The sequence below is a fragment of the Streptomyces sp. NBC_00287 genome (genome assembly GCF_036173105.1).
Lineage (GTDB): Bacteria > Actinomycetota > Actinomycetes > Streptomycetales > Streptomycetaceae > Streptomyces.
On record NZ_CP108053.1, the window covers coordinates 7,775,235 to 7,798,196 of the forward strand.

The window sequence follows — 22,962 nt, forward strand, 5'->3', positions numbered from 1 at the left end:
ACCGGCCGTCAGGCCCGGTACAGCGCCTCCACCTCACCGGAGTAGGCGTTCTCGATCGCCTTGCGCTTCAGCTTGAGCGACGGCGTCAGCAGGCCGTGCTCCTCGGTGAAGGGCTGGGCGAGGATACGGAAGGTACGGATCGACTCGGCCTGTGAGACGAGGGTGTTCGCGGCGACCACCGCCCGCCGCACCTCCGTCTCCAGGTCGGCGTCGCGCACCAGCTGGGCCGGGGGCAGCTGCGGTTTGTCCCGCATGTTCAGCCAGTGCTCCACGGCCTCCTGGTCGAGGGTGACCAGGGCCGCGATGTAGGGGCGGTCATTGCCGACCACGATGCACTGCGCGACCAGCGGATGGTCCCGGACCCGCTCCTCCAGCACCCCGGGCGAGACGCTCTTGCCGCCCGAGGTCACCAGGATCTCCTTCTTGCGCCCGGTGATGGTGAGATAGCCGTCCTCGTCCAGCGAACCGAGGTCGCCGGTGGCCAGCCAGCCGTCGTGCAGGGTCTCGTCGGTGGCCTTCGGGTTGTTGAGGTAGCCCTGGAAGATGTTGCCGCCGTTGAGCCAGATCTCCCCGTCGTCCGCGATGTGCACGGTCATCCCGGGAATCGGCTGCCCGACCGAGCCGTAGCGGGTGCGCTCGGGCGGGTTGGCGGTGGCGGCCGCCGTGGACTCGGTCAGGCCGTAGCCCTCGTAGATGTGCACGCCCGCGCCCGCGAAGAACAGGCCGAGCCGGCGGTCCATCGCCGAGCCGCCGGACATCGCGTGCCGGATGCGGCCGCCCATCGCGGCGCGCATCTTGCCGTAGACGAGTTTGTCGAAGAGCTGGTGCTGCAGGCGCAGACCGGCCGAAGGGCCGGGCCCGATCCCCCAGGCCTTGGCCTCCATGGCGTCCGCGTACTTCACGGCGACCTCGACGGCCTTCTCGAAGGCGCCGGACCGGCCCTCCTTCTCGGCCTTGCGGCGGGCGGCGTTGAAGACCTTCTCGAAGATGTACGGCACGGCGAGGAAGAAGGTCGGCTTGAACGCGGCGAGGTCGGGCAGCAGGGCGGCGGCGTTCATCTGCGGCTGGTGGCCGAAGCGGACGCCCCCGCGGATCGCGGCGACCTGCACCATCCGGCCGAAGACATGCGCGAGCGGCAGGAAGAGCAGGGTCGCCGCCTCGTCGCCCTTCTTCGAGTGGAACACGGGCTCCCAGCGCTCGATGACCGTGTCCGCCTCGTACATGAAGTTGCCGTGCGTGATGACACAGCCCTTGGGGCGGCCGGTGGTGCCTGAGGTGTAGATGATGGTCGCGACCGAGTCGGGGGTGACCGCCTGGCGGTGCCGGTGCACCACCTCGTCGTCGAGGTGGGCGCCGGCGTCGTACAGCTCCTGGACGCAGCCCGCGTCCAGCTGCCACAGCTCGCGCAGTTGCGGCAGCCGGTCGATGACCGTGGCGATGGTCATCGCGTGGTCCTCGTGCTCGACGATCGCCGCCGTGACCTCGGCGTCGTACAGCATCCAGAAGCACTGCTCGGCCGAGGAGGTCGGATAGACCGGTACCACCTGGGCGCCGACGGTCCACAGGGCGTAGTCGAAGAGCGTCCACTCGTAGCGAGTGGGGGACATGATCGCGACGCGGTCGCCGAAGCGGATGCCCCGGGCGAGCAGGCCCTTGGCGAGGGCGAGCACCTCGTCGCGGAACTCGGCGGAGGTCACGTCCCGCCAGCGGCCCGCCTCGTCCTTGCGGCCGAGGGCCACATGCGCCGGGTTCTCCTGGGCACGCTGGAACACCACGTCGGCCAGTCCGCCCACCGGCGGTGCCAACGCCAACGGAGGGTTGGTGTACTCGCGCAAACCCCGCTCCCCGCTTCTTTTGACGCCCCGCGCAGGCCGTGAAAGTACCCCACCCTTCGGCACGGCGGGAGGGGGTGGAGAACCGGACGGGGCTCAGGTAGTCACTGGTCAGTCACAGAAAATGCCCTCACATGGGGAAGGGTCGGACAGAAAACCGACGGTTGAGTAAGTTTCGGCGCCGTAAATCTCCACCGAATCTGTACGACCGGCTAGCGGCGGTGCAGCCGCTCCCCGCCCGCGAGAATCGCCGCCGCCAACGCCTCCGCGGCCCCCTGCGCGGCCGTACGCCGCTGACCGTGAACCAGTACGAAGTCCACCCGCCCGAGCTCCGGCAACCCCGACCGCTCCGGCATCCGCACCAGCCCCGGAGGGATCAGCCCCCGCGAGTGCGCCATGACACCCAGCCCCGCCCGGGCCGCCGCGATCAGCCCGTTGAGGCTGCCGCTGGTGCAGACGATCCGCCACTCGCGCCCCTGGCGCTCCAGGGCCTCCAGGGCGAGGGCGCGGGTGATGCCCGGCGGCGGGAAGACGATCAGCGGAACCGGGCGTTCGGGGTCCAGGCGCAGCCGCTCCGCGCCGATCCACACCAGCCGGTCGTGCCAGACCAGCTCGCCCCGCGCATCCTCCGGACGGCGCTTGGCGAGGACCAAGTCCAGTTTCCCGGCGGCGAGCTGCTCGTGCAGGGTGCCCGAGAGCTCGACCGTCAGCTCCAGATCGACCTCCGGGTGCTCGTACCGGAAGCCCTCCAGGATCTCCGGCAGCCGGGTCAGGACGAAGTCCTCCGACGCGCCGAAGCGCAGCCGCCCCCGCAGCCGGGTCCCGGTGAAGAAGGCCGATGCCTGCTCGTGGACCTCCAGGATCCGGCGGGCGAAGCCGAGCATCGCCTCGCCGTCCTCGGTGAGCTCCACGGAGTGGGTGTCCCGGGCGAAGAGCTGCCGACCCGTCGCGTCCTCCAGGCGCCGTACATGCTGGCTGACCGTCGACTGCCGAAGACCGAGCCGCTTGGCGGCCTGGGTGAAGCTCAGGGTCTGGGCGACGGCCAGGAAGGTACGCAGCTGGGAAGGGTCGTACACGACGCCCAGCCTATCGCGGAACGTGATGACAGTCAGAGTGGTATGCCGGATTCCCGATCAGACGGCCGCGGAGGACGATGGAGAGGGCACGACCGTGCCCCCGGAACCGGACGTACAGCGAAGTAGTGGAGCACAGTGAAACGCCTGCGATGGCCGCGTTGGATGCCGATCGACCCGTACATCCTCCTGCTCCTCGGGACGGTCGGCATCGCCGCACTGCTACCGGTGCGCGGGACCGGCGCCGAGGTGGCCTCCGGCGCCTCCACGGCCGCCATCGCCCTCCTCTTCTTCCTCTACGGCGCCCGCCTCTCCACCCGAGAGGCGCTGGACGGGCTGCGCCACTGGCGCCTCCACATCGCGATCCTGGCCTGTACCTTCCTCGTCTTCCCGCTGCTGGGCCTGGCGGCCCGAGGCCTGGTCCCGGTGATCCTCACCGACCCCCTCTACCAGGGCCTGCTCTTCCTCACCCTGGTGCCCTCGACCGTGCAGTCGTCGATCGCGTTCACCTCGATCGCCCGCGGCAATGTGCCCGCCGCGATCTGCGCGGGCTCCTTCTCCTCCCTGGTCGGCATCGTCGCCACCCCCCTGCTGGCGGCCGGCCTGCTCGGCGGCACCGGCGGCGGCTTCTCCGCCGACTCCCTGCTGAACATCGTGCTGCAACTGCTGGTGCCCTTCCTCGCCGGGCAGATGCTGCGCCGCTGGGTAGGCGGCTTCATAGCCCGCCACAAGAAGATCCTCGGCCTGGTGGACCGCGGCTCGATCCTCCTCGTCGTCTACACGGCGTTCAGCGAGGGCATGGTCCAGGGCGTCTGGAACCAGGTCAGTCCCGCCCGGCTGGGCGGACTGCTCGCCGTAGAGGCCGTGCTGCTCGCCGTGATGCTCTCCCTGACCTGGTACGGCGCCAAGGCGCTGCGCTTCAACCGAGGGGACCGGATCGCCATCCAGTTCGCCGGCTCCAAGAAGTCCCTCGCCGCCGGACTTCCCATGGCCAGCGTCCTGTTCGGCGCCCAAGCCTCATTGGCCGTGCTGCCGCTGATGCTCTTCCACCAGATGCAGCTCATGGTGTGCGCGGTGATCGCCAAGCGGCGCTCGCACGATCCCGTCGAGGAAGTCACCCCCCGGGCGCCAGCCGCAGAGTCACGAACCGCGGTCGGTACAGGGACACGTTCCGGCTGAGGTTTGCCGCGGCGCCGTTGGTCTCCAGCCAGTTGACGTCGTAACTGAGCACCAGCCGCCCGTCCTCGCTCAGTTCGGGATGGGTCTGCGGGTTGTAAGCGGCCACCTGCCCCTCGGGCAGCGAGGGGCTGAAGTCCTTGGCTGGCCCGTGCCAGGGGCCGGTAGCCGAACAGGCCCAGTAGGAGGTCACTTTTGTGAGCCCGTCCGCACCCGCCGCCATGGTGAAGAGCACATACGTCCCCCCGTCGCGCACCACCGAGAAGGTACTGCCCACCCCCGTGCGCTGCTCGTCCCCCAGCACCGCGCGCGGGCGAACCCCCGCCGCCCACTCCTCCCCGTCCCAGTACTCCCAGGCGCCCGGATCGGCGAGCCCGCCCTCGGGCACCCGGGCCACGTACGCGTGGGAGGCCGGACGGGAGGCGGCCCGGCGGTCGTCGCCGCCGAAGACGTACGTGAAGCCGTCCTCCTCCACCAGCGTCGTGCCGAACAGCACCCGCCGGGACGGATCGGTGACGAGCTGCTGGTCGAACACCTTGTCCACCGACTCGACGCGCAGATCGGGCAGGGAGAGGGTGGCGACCTCCGTGGCCGTCGGGACGCCGTAGATCCACGGCGCCTGGCCGCTCGTCCGCACCCACAACAGCACCCGCAGCACCTGCTCCGAGGAGCCGGGGGAGCGGGGCTCCACACGGGCCGCGACCGGCCAGCGCCACTGCCCAGGCGCCGGATCGGGAAAGAGGGGAGCGGGCAAGGTGCTCTCCAACCGCCCGTCCCGCATGACCACCGCCGAATTGCGCACCATCGGGGCCGTGGTGTCCCGCCAGGCGTAGGACTCGCCGACCGGATTGGGCGGGGCGTACACCTGGCCCAGATACGTATCCGAGAACAGCCACAGCACCCGTCCGTCCGGCAGCCGCACCGAGTGGGTGCCGTCGCCGCCGGTCCAGTCGTCGGTACGGGAGGCGTCGTCGCCGTAGCGGGCGAACTCCGAGGTGAGCCGCTCATCGGCGGACCAGGCCCGAAGGGTACGGGGTGCGCAGGCGCCGGAGCCGGGGTCGTCCTCCGGGAGGGCGGTGAGCAGCACGGCCCCGAGAACCAGGGCCAGCAGCAGACCGAGCCCCGTTCCCGTCCGCTGTCGCGCGCGTGTGGAGTCGGGCACGCGACGGGACGTTAGTGGCAGGACGGCACCGGGTCCATGGGGCCTCAAAACAGGCCCAGGCGAGACTCACGAACGGACGGCACAGGCCCACCAAGCCAGCCTGCACCCAGGCCACCGGCCGGGAGGGAGCCGAAGGGCGCGCCGGTGTCGAGAGCCCGAACGCGCGGAGGCCCGAAGGGCTGAGCACGATCGGTCTCTCGACACCGGCACAAAGCGCCCGTAGGCGACCGACCCATAAAACAGCCGGCTGCAGGCCTTGCGGGGTGATCAAACGAAACAGCGGGACCCCAAGCAGCGCAGGGGGCGCTCCCCGCCGCTCGGGGCCCCCGCCGTCGTGTTCGCGGGGAACCGTTCAGCCCTGGGCGGCCGCGGTCCGCAGGGCGATGCGGTCCTCGCCCGCGTACACGTTCATGGAGCTGCCCCGCAGGAAGCCCACCAGGGTCAGGCCCGTCTCCGCCGCGAGGTCCACCGCCAGCGACGAGGGCGCCGAGACCGCCGCGAGCACCGGAATCCCCGCCATCACGGCCTTCTGCGCGAGCTCGAAGGAGGCTCGCCCCGAGACCAGCAGGATCGTCCGGGAGAGAGGCAGCCGACCGTCCTGGAGCGCCCGGCCCACCAGCTTGTCCACCGCGTTGTGCCGCCCCACGTCCTCCCGTATGTCCACCAGCTCCCCCTCCTCGGTGAACAGGGCCGCCGCATGCAGCCCCCCGGTCCGGTCGAAGACCCGCTGGGCGGCGCGCAGCCGGTCGGGGAGGCTCGCCAGCAGCTCGGGTTCGACGCGGACCGGGGGAGTGTCGGCGATGGGCCAGCGCGCGGTGGTCCGTACGGCGTCGAGGCTCGCCTTGCCGCACAGGCCGCAGGAGGACGTCGTATACACGTTGCGCTCCAAGGTGATGTCCGGGATCACCACCCCCTGCGCGGTCTTCACGTCCACCACGTTGTACGTGTTGGACCCATCCACCGTCGCCCCCGCGCAGTACACGATGTTCTGCAGATCCCCCTGCTCCGCAAGCACCCCCTCGCTCACCAGGAACCCCGCGGCCAGCGCGAAGTCGTCCCCCGGCGTCCGCATGGTGATCGCGAGCGGCTTGCCGTTCAGCCGGATCTCCAGAGGCTCCTCGGCGACGAGCGTGTCCGGTCGGGTGGAGACGGCTCCGTCCCGGATGCGGAGCACCTTGCGTCGTTCCGTGACTCGTCCCATGTCCCCATCAGCCCCGATCAGTTCCGGTTCTGGACGTGCTGGTAGCCGAAGCGGCCCTTGATGCACAGATTGCCGTGGGTCACCGGGTTGTCGTGCGGCGAGGTGACCTTCACGATCTCATTGTCCTGCACGTGAAGCGTGAGGTTGCAGCCCACTCCGCAGTACGCGCACACCGTGGTCGTCTCCGTCTGCTGGGTTTCGTCCCACGTACCCGCGGCCCGCATGTCGAACTCGGACTTGAAGGACAGGGCCCCCGTCGGGCACACCTCGATGCAGTTCCCGCAGTACACACACGCGGAATCAGTCAGCGGAGCATCGTGCTCCACCGCGATCCGCGCATCGAAGCCCCGCCCGGCCACCGAGATCGCGAAGGTGTTCTGCCACTGATCGCCACACGCGTCCACGCACTTGTAGCAGAGGATGCACTTGTCGTAGTCGCGCACATACAGATCGTTGTCGACCTTCGGCTCCTCGTTCAGCCGGGCCGCGTCCGGGCCGAAGCGGTCCGGCTTGGCCTCGTACTCCTTGATCCACTCGGCGACTTGGGGGGTGGTCGACAAGTCGACCGACGAGGCGAGCAGCTCCAGCACGACCTTCCGACTGTGCCGGGCCCGCTCGGTGTCGGTACGGACCTCCATGCCCGGCTCGGCCTTCCGCGAGCAGGCCGGGACCAGTGTCCGGGCCCCCTCGACCTCCACCACACACACGCGGCAGGCGTTCTTCGGCCTCAGGGTGTCCCCTTCGCACAGGGTCGGGACGTCCTTCCCGGCGGCCCGGCAGGCGTCGAGGATCGTCGAGCCCTCGGGCGCCCGCACCGGCTCCCCGTCGATCGTGAACTCCAGCAGTCGGCGGGGGATCCCCAGCGGTGTCACGGTCATTCGTACGCCCCCAGGCGGTCGATGGCGGATTCCACGGCGTTCCACGCGGTCTGTCCGAGACCGCAGATCGAGGCGTCCCGCATCGCGCGGCCGACCTCCCTGAGCAGGGCGATGTCATCGGCGGCCGCAGCGCCGGTGCGCTCGGCGATCCGGTGCAGCGCCTCCTCCTGGCGCACGGTCCCGACCCGGCACGGCACGCACTGTCCGCACGACTCGTCGCGGAAGAACTCGGCGATGCGCAGCAGCAGCCGGGGCAGCGGCACGGTGTCGTCGAAGGCCATGACCACACCCGAGCCGAGCGTGGTGCCCGCCTCCTGGGTGCCTTCGAAGGTGAGCGGGATGTCCATTTCATCGGGCCGTACGAAGCCGCCCGCGGCGCCGCCCAGCAGGACCGCCCGTAGGCCGTCGCGTACCCCGGCCAGCTCCAGCAGCTCGCCCAGCGTGGCGCCGAAGGGCAGCTCGTAGATCCCGGGCCGCTCCACACTCCCCGACACGCAGAACAGCTTCGGCCCGGTCGACTTCGCGGTGCCGATCGCCGCATACGCCGGGGCGCCCATGGTCAAGATCGGCAGGACGTTGACCAGCGTCTCTACGTTGTTCTCCACCGTCGGTTTGCCGAACAGGCCCTTCTCCACCGGGAACGGCGGCTTGGAGCGCGGCTCGCCGCGGTAGCCCTCGATGGAGTTGAAGAGCGCTGTCTCCTCACCGCAGATGTACGCGCCCGCGCCCCTGCGGATCTCGATGTCGAAGGCGTAGCCCTGGCCGAGGATGTCGTCCCCGAGCAGCCCACGCGCGCGTGCTTGCACCAGTGCATGCTCCAGACGCCGCAGCGCCCGCGGATACTCGCCGCGCAGGTACAGATAGCCCTTGTGCGCGCCCGTCGCATACGCCGCGATCGTCATCGCCTCGACCAGCGCGTACGGATCGCCCTCCATGATCACGCGGTCCTTGAAGGTGCCCGGCTCGGACTCGTCGGCGTTGCAGACGAGGTAGTGCGGATGGTCGGGCTGGGACGCCGTGGCCTGCCATTTGCGGCCGGTGGGGAAGGCGGCGCCACCACGCCCGACCAGGCCCGAGTCGGTCACCTCGCGGATGACGCCGGCCGGGCCGAGCTCGAAGGCCCGGCGCAGGGCGGTGTAGCCGCCGTGGGCGCGGTAGTCGTCGAGGGAGGACGGGTCGACCACGCCGACCCTTTTGAGGAGCGTCAGGTCGCCCGAACCCGCCTGGGGCACCGCCAGCGCCGCCGGGGGCTCGTCCGGCGCCGAGTCGGGCGAGGTCGCGGCGAGGACGGCGGCGTGCACGGTCGTCGGCGCCGACACGGCAGTACGCACCGGATCGCCCGCCTTGATCGCCAGGGCCGCCGGAGCGCGCTCGCACAGGCCAAGGCAGGGGCTGCGTTCGACGTGGAAGCCGGGGCCGAGGCTCGCCTCGACGCCCGCGCACAGCTCGGCCGCGCCCGCCGCCGCGCAGGCCAGGTCGGTGCAGATGTGGAGGACGGTGGCCGGTCGTGGCTTGACGGAGAACATGGCGTAGAAGGTGGCGACGCCGTACGCCTCCGCGGGCGGCACCGTGAGGCGCCGGCACAGGTAGTCGAGGGCGCCGTCGCTGATCCAGCCGATGCGGTCGTTGAGGGCGTGCAGCCCCGGCAACAGCAGGTCCCTGCGGTCCCGGGCCTCCCGTCCGCCGCGCGCCCACCTCAGGTCGGCGTCGGAACGGTCGGCGCCCTCCCAGGAGGACTCGGGGGGTCCCAACAAGGCGTCGACGGCCGCCCGTTCGTCGTCCGTCGGCTTGCTGTCGCCGAAGTGCAAGTCCACTTACGTCACCTCACGATGGTCGCGACGGGGAGCTTCTCGATCCTGATCGCCGACGCCTTGAACTCCGCCGTCCCCGCGATCGGGCAGTTCGCCTCGATCGTCAGCTGGTTGGTGTCCACCTCGTCGGGAAAATGCATGGTCATGAAGGCGAGCCCGGGCCTGAGGGCGGTGTCGATCCACACCGGCGCGACCACGGAACCCCGGCGCGAGGTCACCTGGACCTCCTCGCCCACCACGACCCCGTACCGCTCGGCATCCTCCGGGCACAGCTCGACATACTCGCCGCGCCGGAGCGGGGAGGCGAAACTCCCGCTCTGTACACCGGTGTTGTAGGAGTCGAGGCGTCGTCCGGTGGTGAGCCGGACCGGGTACTCCTCGTCGGTGAGGTCGACCGGCGGATCGTGCTGGACCAGGCCGAAGGGCGCCAAGCGGCCCCTGTTCGCGGGGTCGGGATCCCACAACCTGCCGTGCAGATAGGTGGGTTCGAGCTCTTCGGTGCTCGGACACGGCCACTGGATGCCCTGGTGCTCCTCCAGGCGCTCGTACGTCATCCCGTAGTGGTCCGGCGAGACCGACCTGAGCTCGTTCCAGACGGCCTCGGCGTCGGCGTACTTCCACTCGTGGCCGAGCCGTGCCGCCAGCTCGCAGATGATGTCGATGTCCTCGCGGGCCTCGCCGGGCGGGGTGACCGCCCTGCGTACGCGCTGAACCCGGCGCTCACTGTTGGTCGTTGTGCCGTCGGTCTCGGCCCAGCCGGCGGTCGCGGGCAGCACGACGTCCGCCAGCTCGGCCGTCTTGGTCAGGAAGATGTCCTGGACGACGAGGAAATCGAGGGCCCGCATGCGCCGTACCGCCTGCTCGCTGTCGGCCTCCGACTGCGCCGGGTTCTCGCCGATGCAGTAGACGGCCTTGAGCGTGCCCTCCTCCATCGCCTCGAACATCTCCGTCAGGGTCAGCCCGTAGTGCGGCTGGATGACGGTGTCCCACGCCGACTCGAACTTGAGCCGGGAGCCCGGGTCGAGAAGGTCCTGGAAGCCGGGGAGGCGGTTGGGGATCGCGCCCATGTCGCCGCCGCCCTGGACATTGTTCTGCCCGCGCAGGGGCTGCAACCCGCTGCCGTACCGTCCCACATGCCCGGTCAGCAGGGAGAGGTTGATCAGCGCGCGGACATTGTCGGTGCCGTTGTGGTGCTCGGTGATGCCGAGGGTCCAGCACAGCTGGGCGCGCTCGGCGCGGGCGAAGGCGTGAGCCAACTCCTTAATGGCCTGTGCGGGTACGCCCGTCACCTTCTCGGCGAGCGACAGCGTCCAGGGCTCGACGAGTGCCTGGTACTCCTCGTAGCCGCTGGTCGCCCGCTCGATGAACGCCTCGTTGGCGAGCCCCGCGTGGATGATCTCGCGGCCGATCGCGTGCGCCATCGGGATGTCGGTGCCGACGTTCAGCCCCATCCAGCTCTCCGCCCACTCGGCGGTGGAGGTGCGGCGCGGGTCGACGGCGTACATCCGGGCGCCGTTCCTGATCCCCTTCAGCACATGCTGGAAGAAGATCGGGTGCGCGAAGCGGGCGTTGGAGCCCCACATCACGATGACGTCGGTGTGCTCGATCTCCTCGTACGACGAGGTCCCGCCGCCGGAGCCGAAGGCCGCCGACAGGCCCGCCACGCTCGGGGCGTGGCAGGTGCGGTTGCAGGAGTCGACGTTGTTGGTGCCCATGACGACGCGGGCGAACTTCTGGGCGACGTAGTTCATTTCATTCGTGGCGCGGGCGCAGGAGAACATTCCGAAGGCGTCACGGTTGCGTTCCAGCCCCCGGGCCGCCCGCTCCAGGGCCTCCTCCCAACTCGCCTGCCGGAAGGGCTCGTCGCGGGAGTCCCTGATCAACGGATGGGTGAGCCGGGCGTATGTCTTCGGCTGGCGTTTCCTCATGCGGCGCTCCTCAGGGCGAGCAGGTCCGAGATGGCGTGCACGGTGCGCAGGGTGGGCACCTGGACGCCGGTGATCTCCGCCAACTCGACGACCGCCGCGAGGAGTACGTCGAGTTCGAGCGGCTTTCCGCGCTCCAGGTCCTGGAGCGTGGAGGTGCGGTGGTCGCCGACCTTCTCGGCTCCGGCCATCCGGCGCTCGATGGAGACGCCGACCTCGCAGCCGAGGGCCTCGGCGACGGCGAGCGTCTCGGCCATCATGGTCTCGATCACCTTGCGGGTGCCGCCGTGCAGACACATCTGCCGCATGGTGGCGCGGGCCAGCGCGCTGATCGGGTTGAAGGAGATATTGCCCAGCAGCTTGACCCAGATGTCGCCCCGCAGATCGGGCTCGACCGGGCACTTCAGGCCGCCGGCCTTCATGGCCTCGCTGAACGCCAGACAGCGCTTGGAGACACTGCGGTCGGGTTCGCCGATGGAGAACCGGGTGCCTTCCAAGTGCCGTACGACGCCCGGTCCTTCGAGCTCGGTGGCCGCGTAGACGACACAGCCGATCGCCCGCTCCGGCGCGAGCACCGCACTGACCGCGCCACCGGGGTCGACGCTCTCCACGCGATGGCCGTCGTGGGGGCCGCCGTGCCGGTGGAAGTACCACCAGGGGATGCCGTTCTGGGCGGCGATCACCGCCGTGGAGTCATGGAGCAGGGGCTCGATCAGCGGCCCGCACGCCGCGTACGAGTTGGCCTTCAGGCCCAGGAACACATAGTCGACCGGGCCGACTTCGGCCGGATCGTCGGTGGCATGGGCGCGGGCGGTGAAGTCACCGCGCGGGCTGACCACCCGCACGCCGTGCTGCCTCATGGCCGCGAGATGCGGTCCACGGGCGACGAGATGCACATCGGCACCCGCGCGGTGGAGCGCGGCACCGACATAGGCGCCGATCGCACCGGCGCCGAGGACTGCGACTTTCATACGGGGGAGCTCCGTTCGGTCGAGGGATACCGCGGAGACGGGGCACTGCCGAAACTCTGTCGACGAAATATTGTCTACAGTATGCCCGTTGGGCGGGCAAGGGTTCGCGCACGGGAAGCGGCGCTGGAAACCGGTCGGTTCGACCGTTCGTCGCGCATTGGATACCGCTCATCGCATACGGTCGACGCGTCGGCTTCTCAACTCCCCTTCGGGTTCCTACCGTTCGGGATCATGAGTCCACCGGTCGCACCCCCGGGTTGGAGCCGCTGGCTGGTTCCCCCCGCCGCTCTCTCGGTCCACCTCTCCATCGGGCAGGCGTATGCCTGGTCCGTGTTCAAGCCGCCCCTGGAATCCGCGCTCGGCCTCAGCGGCACGCAGAGTGCGCTCCCCTTCCAGTTGGGCATCGTCATGCTGGGCCTGTCGGCCGCGTTCGGCGGCACGCTCGTCGAGCGCAACGGCCCGCGCTGGGCCATGACCGTCGCCCTGTGCTGCTTCTCCTCCGGCTTTCTGCTCTCCGCGCTGGGCGCGGCCACCGAGCAGTACTGGCTGATCGTCCTCGGCTACGGCTTCGTCGGTGGGATCGGCCTCGGCATCGGCTACATCTCACCCGTCTCCACCCTGATCAAGTGGTTCCCGGACCGGCCGGGCATGGCCACCGGCATCGCCATCATGGGCTTCGGCGGCGGCGCGCTGATCGCCTCGCCGTGGTCCGCGCAGATGCTGGAGTCCTTCGGCTCCGACACCTCCGGGATCGCCCTCGCCTTCCTGGTGCACGGGCTGTCGTACGCGGTCTTCATGCTGCTGGGTGTCCTCTTGGTGCGGGTGCCGCGCACCGAGAAGCCGGTCAGCGGTGCGCCGAGCGTGCCCGCCGGGCCGCAGGTCTCGGCGAACCAGGCCGTCCGGACGCCGCAGTTCTGGTGTCTGTGGGTCGTGCTCTGCATGAACGTGACCGCGGGCATCGGCATCCTGGAGAAGGCCGCCCCGATGATCATGGACTTCTTCGCGGACACCTCGACAACGGTGTCGGCGACCGCCGCGGCCGGTTTCGTCGCCCTGCTGTCGGCCGCCAATATGGCCGGACGCATCGGCTGGTCGTCCACCTCCGACCTGATCGGGCGGAAGAACATCTACCGTCTCTACCTGGGCGTCGGCGCGCTGATGTACGCCTCCATCGCCCTGTTCGGCGACTCCTCCAAGCCGCTGTTCATCCTGTGCGCCCTGGTGATCCTCTCCTTCTACGGCGGCGGCTTCGCGACGATCCCCGCCTATCTGAAGGACCTCTTCGGCACCTACCAGGTCGGCGCGATCCACGGCCGTCTGCTCACCGCCTGGTCCCTGGCCGGTGTCCTCGGACCGCTGATCGTCAACTGGATCGCCGACCGGCAGGAGGAGGCGGGCAAGAGCGGTGCGTCCCTGTACGGGCTCTCCTTCGTCATCATGATCGGCCTGCTGGTCGTCGGCTTCATCGCCAATGAACTGGTCCGGCCCGTCCATCCCCGCCACCACATTCCGTCACCCAGGGAGGAGCACGTCGATGTCCAGCGACAGCAGTCAGAGTCCGCCTAGCCGACGCGGGCTGATCGCCTTCGCCTGGCTGTGGGTGGGGGCACCGCTCTGCTACGGGCTCTACGAACTCGTACAAAAGGCGACACAGCTGTTCACCGGGTGATCGTGTGCGGCTGGCCGTTCGAAAAGTGTTCGGGCGTCCGAGGGCCTGACAGAAGCCGACAACCCGGGCGCCCTATTCCTGTGGCATCACCTGCCGCCGTACTGGTGAGTCACTGATCAGACTGGTGGATCCCGCTACCCATGCAACGAGGGGGACCACCCGATGAACGGCTCGCGCATTGCCGCGGTAGGCCACTATCAGCCGGCCAAGGTGCTCACCAACGAGGACCTGGCCGGCCTCGTCGACACCAGTGACGAGTGGATCAGGTCCCGGGTGGGCATCCGCACACGCCATATCGCCGGACCCGACGAGCCCGTCGACGAGCTCGCCGGGCACGCCGCGGCCAAGGCGCTCGCGGCGGCCGGCCTCGCGCCGGGCGACATCGATCTGGTGCTGGTGGCCACCTCCACCGCCGTCGACCGCTCCCCGAACATGGCCGCGCGCGTCGCCGCCCGGCTGGGCATCCCCTCGCCCGCCGCGATGGACGTCAACGTCGTCTGCGCCGGTTTCACCCATGCGCTGGCCACCGCCGACCACGCCGTCCGGGCGGGCGCCGCCACCCGGGCCCTGGTGATCGGCGCCGACAAGATGTCCGATGTGACCGACTGGACCGACCGCACGACCTGTGTGCTCGTCGGCGACGGGGCGGGGGCCGCCGTGGTCGAGGCGTCTCAGGAGCCCGGCATCGGGCCCGTGCTGTGGGGGTCGGTGCCCGAGATGGGGCACGCCGTGCGGATCGAGGGGACGCCGTCGCGGTTCGCGCAGGAGGGGCAGAGCGTGTACCGCTGGGCCACCACCCAGCTGCCGTCCATCGCGCGGCAGGCGTGCGAGCGGTCCGGGCTCGCGCCCGCCGACCTCGCCGCGGTCGTGCTCCACCAGGCCAACCTGCGGATCATCGAACCCCTTGCCGAGAAGATCGGCGCGGTGAACGCCGTGGTTGCGAAGGACGTGTCCGACTCCGGGAACACCTCGGCGGCGAGCATCCCGCTGGCCTTCTCCAAGCTCGTGGAGCGCGGCGAGATCTCCGGCGGCGACCCGGTGCTGCTGTTCGGCTTCGGTGGGAATCTGTCGTACGCCGGGCAGGTCGTCCGCTGCCCCTGAGGCGGGATGTGACTTGATGCGGCGAGGCCGGCACTGATGTGACAAGGCCAAACGCCGATGTGACAAGGCCAACTCCCCCTCTCCCTGGCCTTTGTGCGCCGTAGACTGTAGACGAAAGACAATCAATACTTTGCTGTCCGACGGCTCTGGAGGGGGACCGCGATGTTGTCGACAGGACTTCCGCAGGGGGCGGTGCCCAAGCTCGAACGGCCCGGGCCGCTGCGGGACCGTGTCTACGAGGCCCTGCTCGAACTCATCACCACCCGCGCCCTGCGCCCGGGACAGCATCTGGTCGAGAGCGAACTCGCAGGTCATCTCGGCGTGTCCCGGCAGCCCGTGCGCGAGGCGCTGCAGCGCCTGAACACCGAGGGCTGGGTCGATCTGCGGCCCGCCCAGGGCGCGTTCGTGCACGAGCCCACCGAGGAGGAGGCCGATCAGCTCCTCACCGTGCGCACCCTGCTGGAGGCCGAGGCCGCCCGGCTCGCCGCCGCCAACACGGGAGCGGCCGGGATCACCGCCCTGGAGGAGCTGTGCGCCGAGGGCGAGCGCGCGGTGGAGGCGGACGACGTGGACGGCGCCGTGGCGATGAACGCCCGCTTCCACGCCAAGGTCATGGAGCTCGCGGGCAACGCCGTCCTCGCCGAACTCGCCGCACAGGTCGACCGTCGGGTGCGCTGGTACTACACGCCGGTGGCCCGGCAGCGCGGCCGGCAGTCCTGGATCGAGCACCGCCGGCTGATCGCGGCGATCTCCGACCGCGACCAGCAGCGCGCCACCGACCTCATGCGCGAACACACCGAGCACACCCGGACCTCGTACCACGCCCGCCAGCGCTCCTGACGCTCCGAGGCTCCCTCTCGGCATCGTGCCCATCCCGCGGGGCCGACGCCGACGACACCCGCCTTTGTCCTCTCAGTGGAAAAAGTCGTCGGTAATTCGTGCACAGATTCTTCCCAGCCACGGCAGCCGCTGCTACGTTCCCCTCGAAAGCCCGGCAACTGGTGGCCGAAACAGGCGGGGAGGGGCACGTGAGACGCATGACGGCACGACCCGCGAACGCCCATCAGGCCCGGCTGCTCAAGCTGTTGCGCGACGGGGGGCCCAACTCCCGGGCGCAACTGGGTGATCAGGTCGATCTCTCGCGGTCCAAGCTGGCCGTGGAGGTGGACCGGCTGCTGGAGACGGGCCTGGTCGTGGCCGACGGACTCGCCGCCTCGCGCGGCGGCCGGCGCTCCCACAACATCCGGCTCAACCCGGGGCTCCGCTTCCTCGGCGTCGACATCGGCGCGACCTCGGTCGACGTCGCCGTCACCAACGCCGAGCTGGAGATCCTCGGACACCTCAACCAACCCATGGACGTACGCGAGGGCCCGGTCGCGGTCTTCGAGCAAGTCCTCGCCATGGCCGCGAAGTTGAAGGCCTCGGGGCTCGCGGAGGGGTACGACGGCGCCGGTATCGGCGTCCCCGGCCCGGTCCGCTTCCCCGAGGGCGTCCCGGTCGCGCCGCCGATCATGCCGGGCTGGGACGGCTTCCCGGTACGGGAGGCGCTCAGCCAGGAACTCGGCTGCCCGGTCATGGTCGACAACGATGTGAACCTGATGGCGATGGGGGAGCAGCACGCGGGCGTGGCACGCTCCGTGGGCGACTTCCTCTGCGTGAAGATCGGCACCGGTATCGGCTGCGGCATCGTCGTCGGCGGTGGTGTCCACCGCGGTGTGACGGGCAGCGCCGGCGACATCGGGCACATCCAGGCCGTACCCGACGGCAGGCCCTGCGCCTGCGGCAACCGGGGCTGCCTGGAAGCCCACTTCAGCGGGGCGGCCCTCGCCCGGGACGCCGTGGAGGCGGCCCAGCAGGGGCGGTCTGCGGAACTCGCCGCACGTCTTGAGGCGAACGGCGGCCTCACCGCCGTCGACGTCGCCGCCGCGGCCGCCGCGGGCGATGCCACCGCCCTCGATCTGATCCGCGAGGGCGGCAACCGCACCGGCCAGGTCATCGCCGGCCTGGTCAGCTTCTTCAACCCGGGCCTGGTGGTGATCGGCGGCGGGGTGACCGGCCTCGGCCACACCCTGCTCGCCGCGATCCGCACCCAGGTCTACCGCCAGTCGCTGCCGCTGGCGACCGGCAACCTGCCCATTGTTCTCGGGGAGTTGGGTCCCACCGCCGGAGTGATCGGCGCGGCCCGACTGATCAGCGACCACCTGTTCTCACCCGCGTAAGCGACTTCGGTACGAGTCATCCAGTACGGCTCTCTGCTTCGCCCTGCCCTGAAACCGGCCCGCACGCCCGCCAAGGGGAGCCCATGGCACCAGAACCACCGCTGCTCAGCATGTCCGGCATCACCAAGTCCTTCCCCGGTGTCCGGGCCCTCGACGGAGTCGACCTCGACGTCCAGGCCGGCGAGGTGCACTGTCTGCTCGGCCAGAACGGCGCCGGGAAGTCCACCCTCATCAAGGTCCTGGCCGGCGCCCACCAGCCCGACACCGGCACCATCCGCTGGCGCGGCGAGGACGTCACCCTGCGCTCACCGATCGCCGCCATGCGCCTGGGCATCGCCACCATCTACCAGGAACTCGACCTGGTGGAGCACCTGTCGGTGGCCGAGAACGTCCACCTCGGCCATGAACCGACGGCCGCCGGTTTCGTCGTACGAAGGAAGACCGCGCGAGAGTCAACTGCCCAGCTTCTCAAGCGCCTTGGGCACCCGGAGATCGATCCCGCGCGGCTGGTCGGGGAGTTGTCGGCGGCCCAGCAGCAGATCGTCTCCATGGCGCGGGCGCTCTCCCATGACGTACGGCTGATCGTGATGGACGAGCCGTCCGCCGCGCTCGACCCGGACGAGGTCGACAACCTCTTCCGGATCGTCGGTGACCTGACCGCCGACGGGGTCGCCGTCGTCTACATCTCGCACCGTCTTGAGGAGATCCGGCGCATCGGCGACCGGGTGACCGTGCTCAAGGACGGCCGGGCCGTGGCGGTCGGGCTGCCCGCGAAGACGACGCCCACGCGGGATGTCGTGGCGCTGATGACGGGCCGCAATGTCGAGTACGTCTTTCCCGAGCGGCCCGGCACCGTGGTGGGAGGCGCGCCGGTGCTCCAGGTCCAAGGGCTTTCCCGCGACGGTGAGTTCGAGCCGCTGGACCTTGAGATCCGGCCCGGGGAGATCGTCGGGCTCGCCGGTCTTGTCGGCTCGGGGCGCTCCGAGATCCTGGAGACCATCTACGGGGCCCGGAAGCCTTCGTCGGGTCAAGTCATCGTCGAGGGGCGGGCGTTGCGGCCCGGCAGTGTGCGCGCCGCCGTCCGGGCCGGACTCGGGCTCGCCCCCGAGGAACGCAAGGCACAGGCCCTGCTGATGCTGGAGTCCGTCACCCGCAATGTCTCGGTCTCCTCCATGTCCCGCTTCTCGCAGGGCGGTTGGATCGACCGGGGCGCCGAACTCGGTGCCGCCCGCGCCGCCACCCGTGAGCTGTCGCTGCGGCCCGACAACCCCTCGGTGCCCGTGCGCACCCTGTCCGGCGGCAACCAGCAGAAGGCCGTCCTCGCCCGCTGGCTGCTGCGCGGCTGCCGGGTGCTGCTGCTCGACGAACCCACCCGCGGCGTCGATGTGGGCGCCCGCGCCGAGCTGTACGCGGTCGTGCGGCGCCTCGCCGACGAAGGCCTCGCCGTGCTGCTCGTCTCCAGCGAGGTGCCCGAGGTGCTCGGCCTCGCCGACCGCGTCCTGGTGCTGCGCGAGGGGCGCGTCGTCCACACCGCGCCCGCCCGCGACCTCGACGAACACCGTGTCCTCGACCTCGTCATGGAAGGAAGCCCGGCGTCATGACGCAGCACGCGTCCCCACCGAGGGACGGCACCGGCAAGACCGCACCCGTGGCCGAACCCCCCGCCTGGCGGGGCATGATGGCCCGCGCCGACGTACGCACCCTCTCCCTGCTCGGCGTGCTCGCCGCGCTGATCGTCATCGGCGGCATCACCAAGCCCGACGAGTTCCTCGACACCCGCAACCTCCAACTCGTCCTCACCCAGGCCTCCGTCATCGGCGTCGTCACCGTCGGCATGACCTTCGTCATCACCTCCGGCGGTATCGACCTGTCGGTCGGCGCGATCGTCGCCCTGGCCTCGGTATGGGCGACCACGGTCGCGACCCAGGACTACGGCTTCGGCGGCGTCCTGTTCACCTCGGTCCTCGTAGGCGTCGGTTGTGGCCTGGTCAACGGTCTGCTCATCGCGTACGGCGGGATGGTGCCGTTCATCGCGACGCTCGCCATGCTCGCCTCGGCGCGCGGCCTCGCGCTGCAGATCACCGACGGCAAGACGCAGATCGTCACCATCCCGAGCATCCTCGACCTCGGGGAGCGCGACGCCTACGTCCTCGGCATCCCACCGCTCGTCATGGTCTTCGCCGTGGTCACGGTCATCGGCTGGCTGATCCTGAACCGCACCACCTTCGGCCGCCGCACGGTCGCCGTCGGCGGCAACGCCGAGGCCGCCCGGCTCGCCGGCATCGACGTCCGCCGTCAGCGCCTCTACCTGTACCTGCTGTCCGGGCTGTGCTGCGGTATCGCCGCCTTCCTGCTGATCATCCTGTCCGGATCGGGTCAGAACACCAACGGCAACCTCTACGAACTCGACGCCATCGCCGCCGCGATCATCGGCGGCACCCTGCTCAGCGGCGGCCGGGGCACCATCACCGGCTCGGTGCTCGGCGTCCTGATCTTCACCACGATCACCAACATCTTCGCCCTGAACAACCTGCAGAGCGACGTCCAGCAGATCGCCAAGGGCGCGATCATCGTCGCCGCCGTGCTGGTCCAGCGCCGTACCGCAAGCACGACCTGAGGAAAGGGTTCACCGCCATGCCAGAATTCACGAGTCGCAGAGGGCTGCTGTTCGGATCCGCCGCCATAGGAGCGGGCGCCCTCCTCGCGGGTTGCACGAGTAACGAGTCCGACGACGAGCCCGCAGCCAACGACCAGCCGGCCGCCGACGACAAGCCCGGCAAGCCCGTCACCATCGGCTTCGCCGGACCCCAGGCCGACCACGGCTGGCTCAACGCCATCAACGACAACGCCAAGAACCGGGCGAAGAAGTACTCCGAGGTCACCCTGGAGATCACCGAGGGCTCCAACGACACCGCCGCCCAGATCGGCCAGATCGAGACGCTGATCAACAAGAAGGTCGACGTCCTGGTGATCCTGCCGGCCGACGGCAAGGCGCTCACCCAGGTCGGCCTGAAGGCGATGCGCGCGGGCATCCCGGTGATCAACCTGGACCGCATCTTCAACTCCCCGCAGGCGTACCGCTGCTGGATCGGCGGCGACAACTACGGCATGGGGCTGAACGCCGGGCACTACATCGGCGAGAAGCTCAAGGACAAGTCCGGTGCCCGGGTGATCGAGCTGGCGGGCCTGGACAACCTGGAGCTCACCCAGCAGCGCACCCAGGGCTTCGACGACGCCCTGAAGAACTACCCCAACATCAAGAAGGTCGCCCGTCAGGCCGCCGAGTTCACGGTCGAGTCGGGGCAGGCCAAGATGGCGCAACTGCTGCAGGCCCAGTCGAAGTTCGACGCACTGTGGAACCACGACGACGACCAGGGCGTGGGCGCGCTGCGCGCCATCGAGCAGGCCGGACGTGATGACTTCCTGATGGTCGGTGGCGCCGGCGCGCTCTCCGCATTCCAGGCCATCAAGCAGGACGACGGGGTGCTGAAGGCGACGGTGCTGTACCCGCCGACCATGGCCGCCTCCGCGATCGACCTCGCCCGCGCCCTCGGCCAGGGCAAGGGCGTCGGCGGCCTCGCCGAGTTCGAGATCCCGGCCTCGCTGACCCTGTACTCGGCCGTCGTCGACAAGGAGAACGTCGACCAGTACATGCCCACCGGCTTCAAGTAGGCCGTGCGGCGCCCGCACCCCCCACCGCGAAGGACGAGGAGGACATCCGCATGTCAGAAGGTGCTGAGACGGGGAAGCCGCCGCTGCGGGTCGGCATGGTCGGCTACGCCTTCATGGGCGCCGCCCACTCCCAGGGCTGGCGCACCGTGGGCCGCGTCTTCGACCTGCCCCGGCGACCCGTCCTGGCCGCGATCTGCGGACGGGACGCGGCCGCGGTGCGCGCGGCGGCCGACCGGCACGGCTGGGCGGCGGCCGAGACCGACTGGCGTGCGCTGGTCGCCCGGGACGACGTCGACCTCGTCGACATCTGCACCCCCGGCGACAGCCACGCCGAGATCGCCGTCGCCGCGCTGGCCGCCGGGAAGCACGTCCTGTGCGAGAAGCCCCTCGCGAATAGCGTCGAGGAGGCGGTGGCGATGGTTCGGGCGGCGGAGTCGGCCGCCGAAAGAGGCCAGTTGGCGATGGTCGGTTTCAACTACCGCCGGGTGCCCGCCACTGCGCTCGCCCGCCGGATGGTCGCCGAGGGTCGGCTCGGCAGGTTGCGACATGTGCGGGTGACGTACCTTCAGGACTGGCTCGTGGACCCGGAGTTCCCGCTGACCTGGCGGCTGCGCAGGGAGTACGCCGGTTCCGGCTCGCTCGGCGACCTCGGGGCGCACATCGTGGACCTCGCGCAGTATGTGGCGGGCGAGCAGCTGGCCGGGGTGTCGGCGCTGACGGAGACCTTCGTGCGGGAACGGCCGATGCCCAGCGCGCCGAGCAGCGGACTGTCCGCGGTGTCCAGTGCCGGGACCGGGGTCGTCACCGTGGACGACGCCGCCCTGTTCACCGCCCGCTTCCCCTCCGGCGCCCTCGCCTCCTTCGAGGCGACCCGCTACGCCACCGGCCGTAAGAACGCCCTGCGCCTCGAACTCAACGGCGAGCACGGCTCGTTGGCCTTCGACCTGGAGCGGCTCAACGAACTCTCCTACCACGACGGCACCGAGCCCGGAGCGCACGCCGGGTTCCGCCGCATCCTCGTCACCGAGCCCGACCACCCCTACCTGGACGCCTGGTGGCCGCCGGGCCACGGCCTCGGCTACGAGCACACCTTCGTCCACCAGGCCCGCGATCTGGTCCACGCCATCGCCGAGGGCCGGCAGCCCGACCCCTCCTTCGCCGACGGGCTCCAGGTGCAGCGCGTCCTCGCGGCGGTGGAGGAGAGCGCCGAGAAGAACTCCGTCTACACGCCCATAGCGGTCTGATATCGAGGAGCCCCCGACATGCCGCGCACCTTTACGCTCTTCACCGGTCAGTGGGCCGACCTCCCGCTCGAAGAGGTCTGCCGTCTCGCCCGCGACTTCGGCTACGACGGACTCGAACTCGCCTGCTGGGGCGATCACTTCGAGGTCGACAAGGCGCTGGCCGACCCCTCGTACATCGACTCCCGGCATCAGCTGCTGGAGAAGTACGGCCTCAAGTGCTGGGCGATCTCCAACCATCTGGTCGGCCAGGCGGTCTGCGACGCCATCATCGACGAACGCCACCAGGCCATCCTGCCCGGCGCGGTATGGGGCGACGGCGACGGCGAGGGGGTACGGCAGCGGGCGGCGGACCGGATGAAGGACACCGCGCGTGCCGCGGCCGCCTTCGGCGTCGACACCGTCATCGGCTTCACCGGCTCCGCCATCTGGCACCTGGTCGCGATGTTCCCGCCCGCCCCCGAGTCGATGATCGAACGCGGCTACGACGACTTCGCGACCCGCTGGAACCCGATCCTGGACGTCTTCGACGCCGAGGGCGTGCGCTTCGCCCACGAGGTCCATCCCAGCGAGATCGCCTACGACTACTGGACAACGCAGCGCGCGCTGAAGGCAGTTGGCAGGCGCGCCGCCTTCGGTCTGAACTTCGACCCCTCGCACTTCGTGTGGCAGGACCTCGACCCGGTGGGCTTCCTCTACGACTTCCGGGACCGGATCTACCACGTCGACTGCAAGGAGGCCCGCAAGCGCCTGGACGGCCGTAACGGCCGGCTCGGCTCCCATCTGCCCTGGGGTGACCCGCGGCGCGGCTGGGACTTCGTGTCCGCCGGCCACGGTGACGTCCCGTGGGAGGACGTCTTCCGGATGCTGCGCTCCATCGACTACCAGGGCCCGATCTCCGTGGAGTGGGAGGACGCCGGCATGGACCGCCTCCAAGGCGCTCCGGAGGCGCTGGCCCGCCTGAAGGCGTACGACTTCGAACCGCCGTCGGCCTCGTTCGACGCGGCGTTCGGCAACTGAGCTCTCTCCTC

General features: G+C 70.1%; 19 protein-coding genes. 11 read left to right on the plus strand and 8 right to left on the minus strand.

Annotated elements, in window-relative coordinates:
- Positions 1 to 8 precede the first annotated feature (8 nt).
- Together OHT76_RS35280 and OHT76_RS35285 are read right to left on the minus strand one after the other, a co-directional pair.
- Positions 9 to 1,835, minus strand: coding sequence for an AMP-dependent synthetase/ligase (locus OHT76_RS35280; RefSeq protein ID WP_328874916.1), 1,827 nt, complete (start codon positions 1,833 to 1,835; stop codon positions 9 to 11).
- Between the two features lie 209 nt (positions 1,836 to 2,044).
- Positions 2,045 to 2,908, minus strand: a complete 864-nt coding sequence (locus tag OHT76_RS35285; RefSeq protein ID WP_328874917.1) for a LysR substrate-binding domain-containing protein — start codon at positions 2,906 to 2,908, stop codon at positions 2,045 to 2,047.
- Positions 2,909 to 3,070: 162 nt separating this feature from the next.
- On the opposite strand from OHT76_RS35285, the gene OHT76_RS35290 reads away from it, so the two are divergent.
- Positions 3,071 to 4,084 (plus strand): bile acid:sodium symporter family protein, encoded by a 1,014-nt coding sequence (locus tag OHT76_RS35290; RefSeq protein ID WP_328874918.1) that lies wholly within the window; start codon positions 3,071 to 3,073, stop codon positions 4,082 to 4,084.
- On the opposite strand, the gene OHT76_RS35295 is transcribed toward OHT76_RS35290, so the two are convergent.
- The 6 genes from OHT76_RS35295 to OHT76_RS35320 form a co-directional block, all read right to left on the minus strand.
- Positions 4,020 to 5,243: a DUF4185 domain-containing protein gene (locus OHT76_RS35295; RefSeq protein WP_328874919.1), complete on the minus strand. Its 1,224-nt coding sequence runs from the start codon at positions 5,241 to 5,243 to the stop codon at positions 4,020 to 4,022. The two genes, OHT76_RS35290 and OHT76_RS35295, sit on opposite strands and share 65 nt — an antisense overlap.
- A gap of 352 nt (positions 5,244 to 5,595) precedes the next feature.
- The gene (gene fdhD / locus OHT76_RS35300; protein WP_328874920.1) at positions 5,596 to 6,444 is read right to left on the minus strand and encodes a formate dehydrogenase accessory sulfurtransferase FdhD; all 849 of its coding nucleotides are present in this window, start codon (positions 6,442 to 6,444) and stop codon (positions 5,596 to 5,598) included.
- A gap of 17 nt (positions 6,445 to 6,461) precedes the next feature.
- Positions 6,462 to 7,322, minus strand: a complete 861-nt coding sequence (locus OHT76_RS35305; protein WP_328874921.1) for a 2Fe-2S iron-sulfur cluster-binding protein — start codon at positions 7,320 to 7,322, stop codon at positions 6,462 to 6,464.
- On the minus strand, positions 7,319 to 9,136 hold the full coding sequence (locus OHT76_RS35310) for an NADH-ubiquinone oxidoreductase-F iron-sulfur binding region domain-containing protein (protein ID WP_328874922.1): 1,818 nt from the start codon (positions 9,134 to 9,136) through the stop codon (positions 7,319 to 7,321). Before OHT76_RS35310 ends, OHT76_RS35305 begins: the two co-directional genes overlap by 4 nt.
- Before the next feature lie 5 nt (positions 9,137 to 9,141).
- Entirely contained in the window at positions 9,142 to 11,061 is a 1,920-nt protein-coding gene (locus OHT76_RS35315; protein ID WP_328874923.1) for a molybdopterin oxidoreductase family protein, read from the minus strand.
- On the minus strand, positions 11,058 to 12,029 hold the full coding sequence (locus OHT76_RS35320) for a 2-dehydropantoate 2-reductase (protein ID WP_328874924.1): 972 nt from the start codon (positions 12,027 to 12,029) through the stop codon (positions 11,058 to 11,060). Before OHT76_RS35320 ends, OHT76_RS35315 begins: the two co-directional genes overlap by 4 nt.
- 231 nt (positions 12,030 to 12,260) lie before the next feature.
- Between OHT76_RS35320 and OHT76_RS35325 the strand changes: the two genes are divergently transcribed.
- From OHT76_RS35325 to OHT76_RS35370, 10 genes are all read left to right on the plus strand, one after another.
- Positions 12,261 to 13,595 (plus strand): OFA family MFS transporter, encoded by a 1,335-nt coding sequence (locus OHT76_RS35325; RefSeq protein WP_328874925.1) that lies wholly within the window; start codon positions 12,261 to 12,263, stop codon positions 13,593 to 13,595.
- A complete protein-coding gene (locus OHT76_RS35330; RefSeq protein ID WP_315882816.1) occupies positions 13,564 to 13,698 on the plus strand; it encodes an MFS transporter small subunit in 135 nt (44 codons plus the stop codon). The genes OHT76_RS35325 and OHT76_RS35330 overlap by 32 nt, the downstream gene beginning before the upstream one ends.
- A 162-nt stretch (positions 13,699 to 13,860) precedes the next feature.
- Positions 13,861 to 14,799, plus strand: coding sequence for a beta-ketoacyl-ACP synthase III (locus OHT76_RS35335; protein ID WP_328874926.1), 939 nt, complete (start codon positions 13,861 to 13,863; stop codon positions 14,797 to 14,799).
- A 162-nt stretch (positions 14,800 to 14,961) separates the two neighbouring features.
- The gene (locus OHT76_RS35340; RefSeq protein ID WP_328874927.1) at positions 14,962 to 15,639 is read left to right on the plus strand and encodes a GntR family transcriptional regulator; all 678 of its coding nucleotides are present in this window, start codon (positions 14,962 to 14,964) and stop codon (positions 15,637 to 15,639) included.
- Positions 15,640 to 15,836: 197 nt separating this feature from the next.
- Entirely contained in the window at positions 15,837 to 17,018 is a 1,182-nt protein-coding gene (locus OHT76_RS35345) for an ROK family transcriptional regulator (RefSeq protein WP_328874928.1), read from the plus strand.
- An 83-nt stretch (positions 17,019 to 17,101) separates the two neighbouring features.
- On the plus strand, positions 17,102 to 18,619 hold the full coding sequence (locus tag OHT76_RS35350) for a sugar ABC transporter ATP-binding protein (RefSeq protein ID WP_328874929.1): 1,518 nt from the start codon (positions 17,102 to 17,104) through the stop codon (positions 18,617 to 18,619).
- Entirely contained in the window at positions 18,616 to 19,635 is a 1,020-nt protein-coding gene (locus tag OHT76_RS35355) for an ABC transporter permease (protein ID WP_328874930.1), read from the plus strand. Before OHT76_RS35350 ends, OHT76_RS35355 begins: the two co-directional genes overlap by 4 nt.
- A gap of 17 nt (positions 19,636 to 19,652) precedes the next feature.
- Positions 19,653 to 20,690: a substrate-binding domain-containing protein gene (locus OHT76_RS35360; protein WP_328874931.1), complete on the plus strand. Its 1,038-nt coding sequence runs from the start codon at positions 19,653 to 19,655 to the stop codon at positions 20,688 to 20,690.
- Positions 20,691 to 20,740: 50 nt separating this feature from the next.
- Positions 20,741 to 21,934: a Gfo/Idh/MocA family protein gene (locus tag OHT76_RS35365; protein ID WP_328874932.1), complete on the plus strand. Its 1,194-nt coding sequence runs from the start codon at positions 20,741 to 20,743 to the stop codon at positions 21,932 to 21,934.
- An 18-nt stretch (positions 21,935 to 21,952) separates the two neighbouring features.
- Positions 21,953 to 22,951, plus strand: coding sequence for a sugar phosphate isomerase/epimerase family protein (locus tag OHT76_RS35370; protein ID WP_328874933.1), 999 nt, complete (start codon positions 21,953 to 21,955; stop codon positions 22,949 to 22,951).
- Positions 22,952 to 22,962 lie beyond the last annotated feature (11 nt).

What these genes read in the sequence shown, in the direction of transcription:
- OHT76_RS35360 (WP_328874931.1), top strand. Translation starts at nt 19,653, where the DNA reads ATGCCAGAATTCACGAGTCGCAGAGGGCTGCTGTTCGGATCCGCCGCC.
- OHT76_RS35335 (WP_328874926.1), top strand. Translation starts at nt 13,861, where the DNA reads ATGAACGGCTCGCGCATTGCCGCGGTAGGCCACTATCAGCCGGCCAAG.
- OHT76_RS35320 (WP_328874924.1), bottom strand. Translation starts at nt 12,029, where the DNA reads ATGAAAGTCGCAGTCCTCGGCGCCGGTGCGATCGGCGCCTATGTCGGT.
- OHT76_RS35365 (WP_328874932.1), top strand. Translation starts at nt 20,741, where the DNA reads ATGTCAGAAGGTGCTGAGACGGGGAAGCCGCCGCTGCGGGTCGGCATG.
- OHT76_RS35290 (WP_328874918.1), top strand. Translation starts at nt 3,071, where the DNA reads ATGCCGATCGACCCGTACATCCTCCTGCTCCTCGGGACGGTCGGCATC.
- fdhD (WP_328874920.1), bottom strand. Translation starts at nt 6,444, where the DNA reads ATGGGACGAGTCACGGAACGACGCAAGGTGCTCCGCATCCGGGACGGA.
- OHT76_RS35315 (WP_328874923.1), bottom strand. Translation starts at nt 11,061, where the DNA reads ATGAGGAAACGCCAGCCGAAGACATACGCCCGGCTCACCCATCCGTTG.
- OHT76_RS35355 (WP_328874930.1), top strand. Translation starts at nt 18,616, where the DNA reads ATGACGCAGCACGCGTCCCCACCGAGGGACGGCACCGGCAAGACCGCA.
- OHT76_RS35345 (WP_328874928.1), top strand. Translation starts at nt 15,837, where the DNA reads ATGACGGCACGACCCGCGAACGCCCATCAGGCCCGGCTGCTCAAGCTG.
- OHT76_RS35340 (WP_328874927.1), top strand. Translation starts at nt 14,962, where the DNA reads ATGTTGTCGACAGGACTTCCGCAGGGGGCGGTGCCCAAGCTCGAACGG.
- OHT76_RS35350 (WP_328874929.1), top strand. Translation starts at nt 17,102, where the DNA reads ATGGCACCAGAACCACCGCTGCTCAGCATGTCCGGCATCACCAAGTCC.
- OHT76_RS35325 (WP_328874925.1), top strand. Translation starts at nt 12,261, where the DNA reads ATGAGTCCACCGGTCGCACCCCCGGGTTGGAGCCGCTGGCTGGTTCCC.
- OHT76_RS35305 (WP_328874921.1), bottom strand. Translation starts at nt 7,322, where the DNA reads ATGACCGTGACACCGCTGGGGATCCCCCGCCGACTGCTGGAGTTCACG.
- OHT76_RS35370 (WP_328874933.1), top strand. Translation starts at nt 21,953, where the DNA reads ATGCCGCGCACCTTTACGCTCTTCACCGGTCAGTGGGCCGACCTCCCG.
- OHT76_RS35330 (WP_315882816.1), top strand. Translation starts at nt 13,564, where the DNA reads ATGTCCAGCGACAGCAGTCAGAGTCCGCCTAGCCGACGCGGGCTGATC.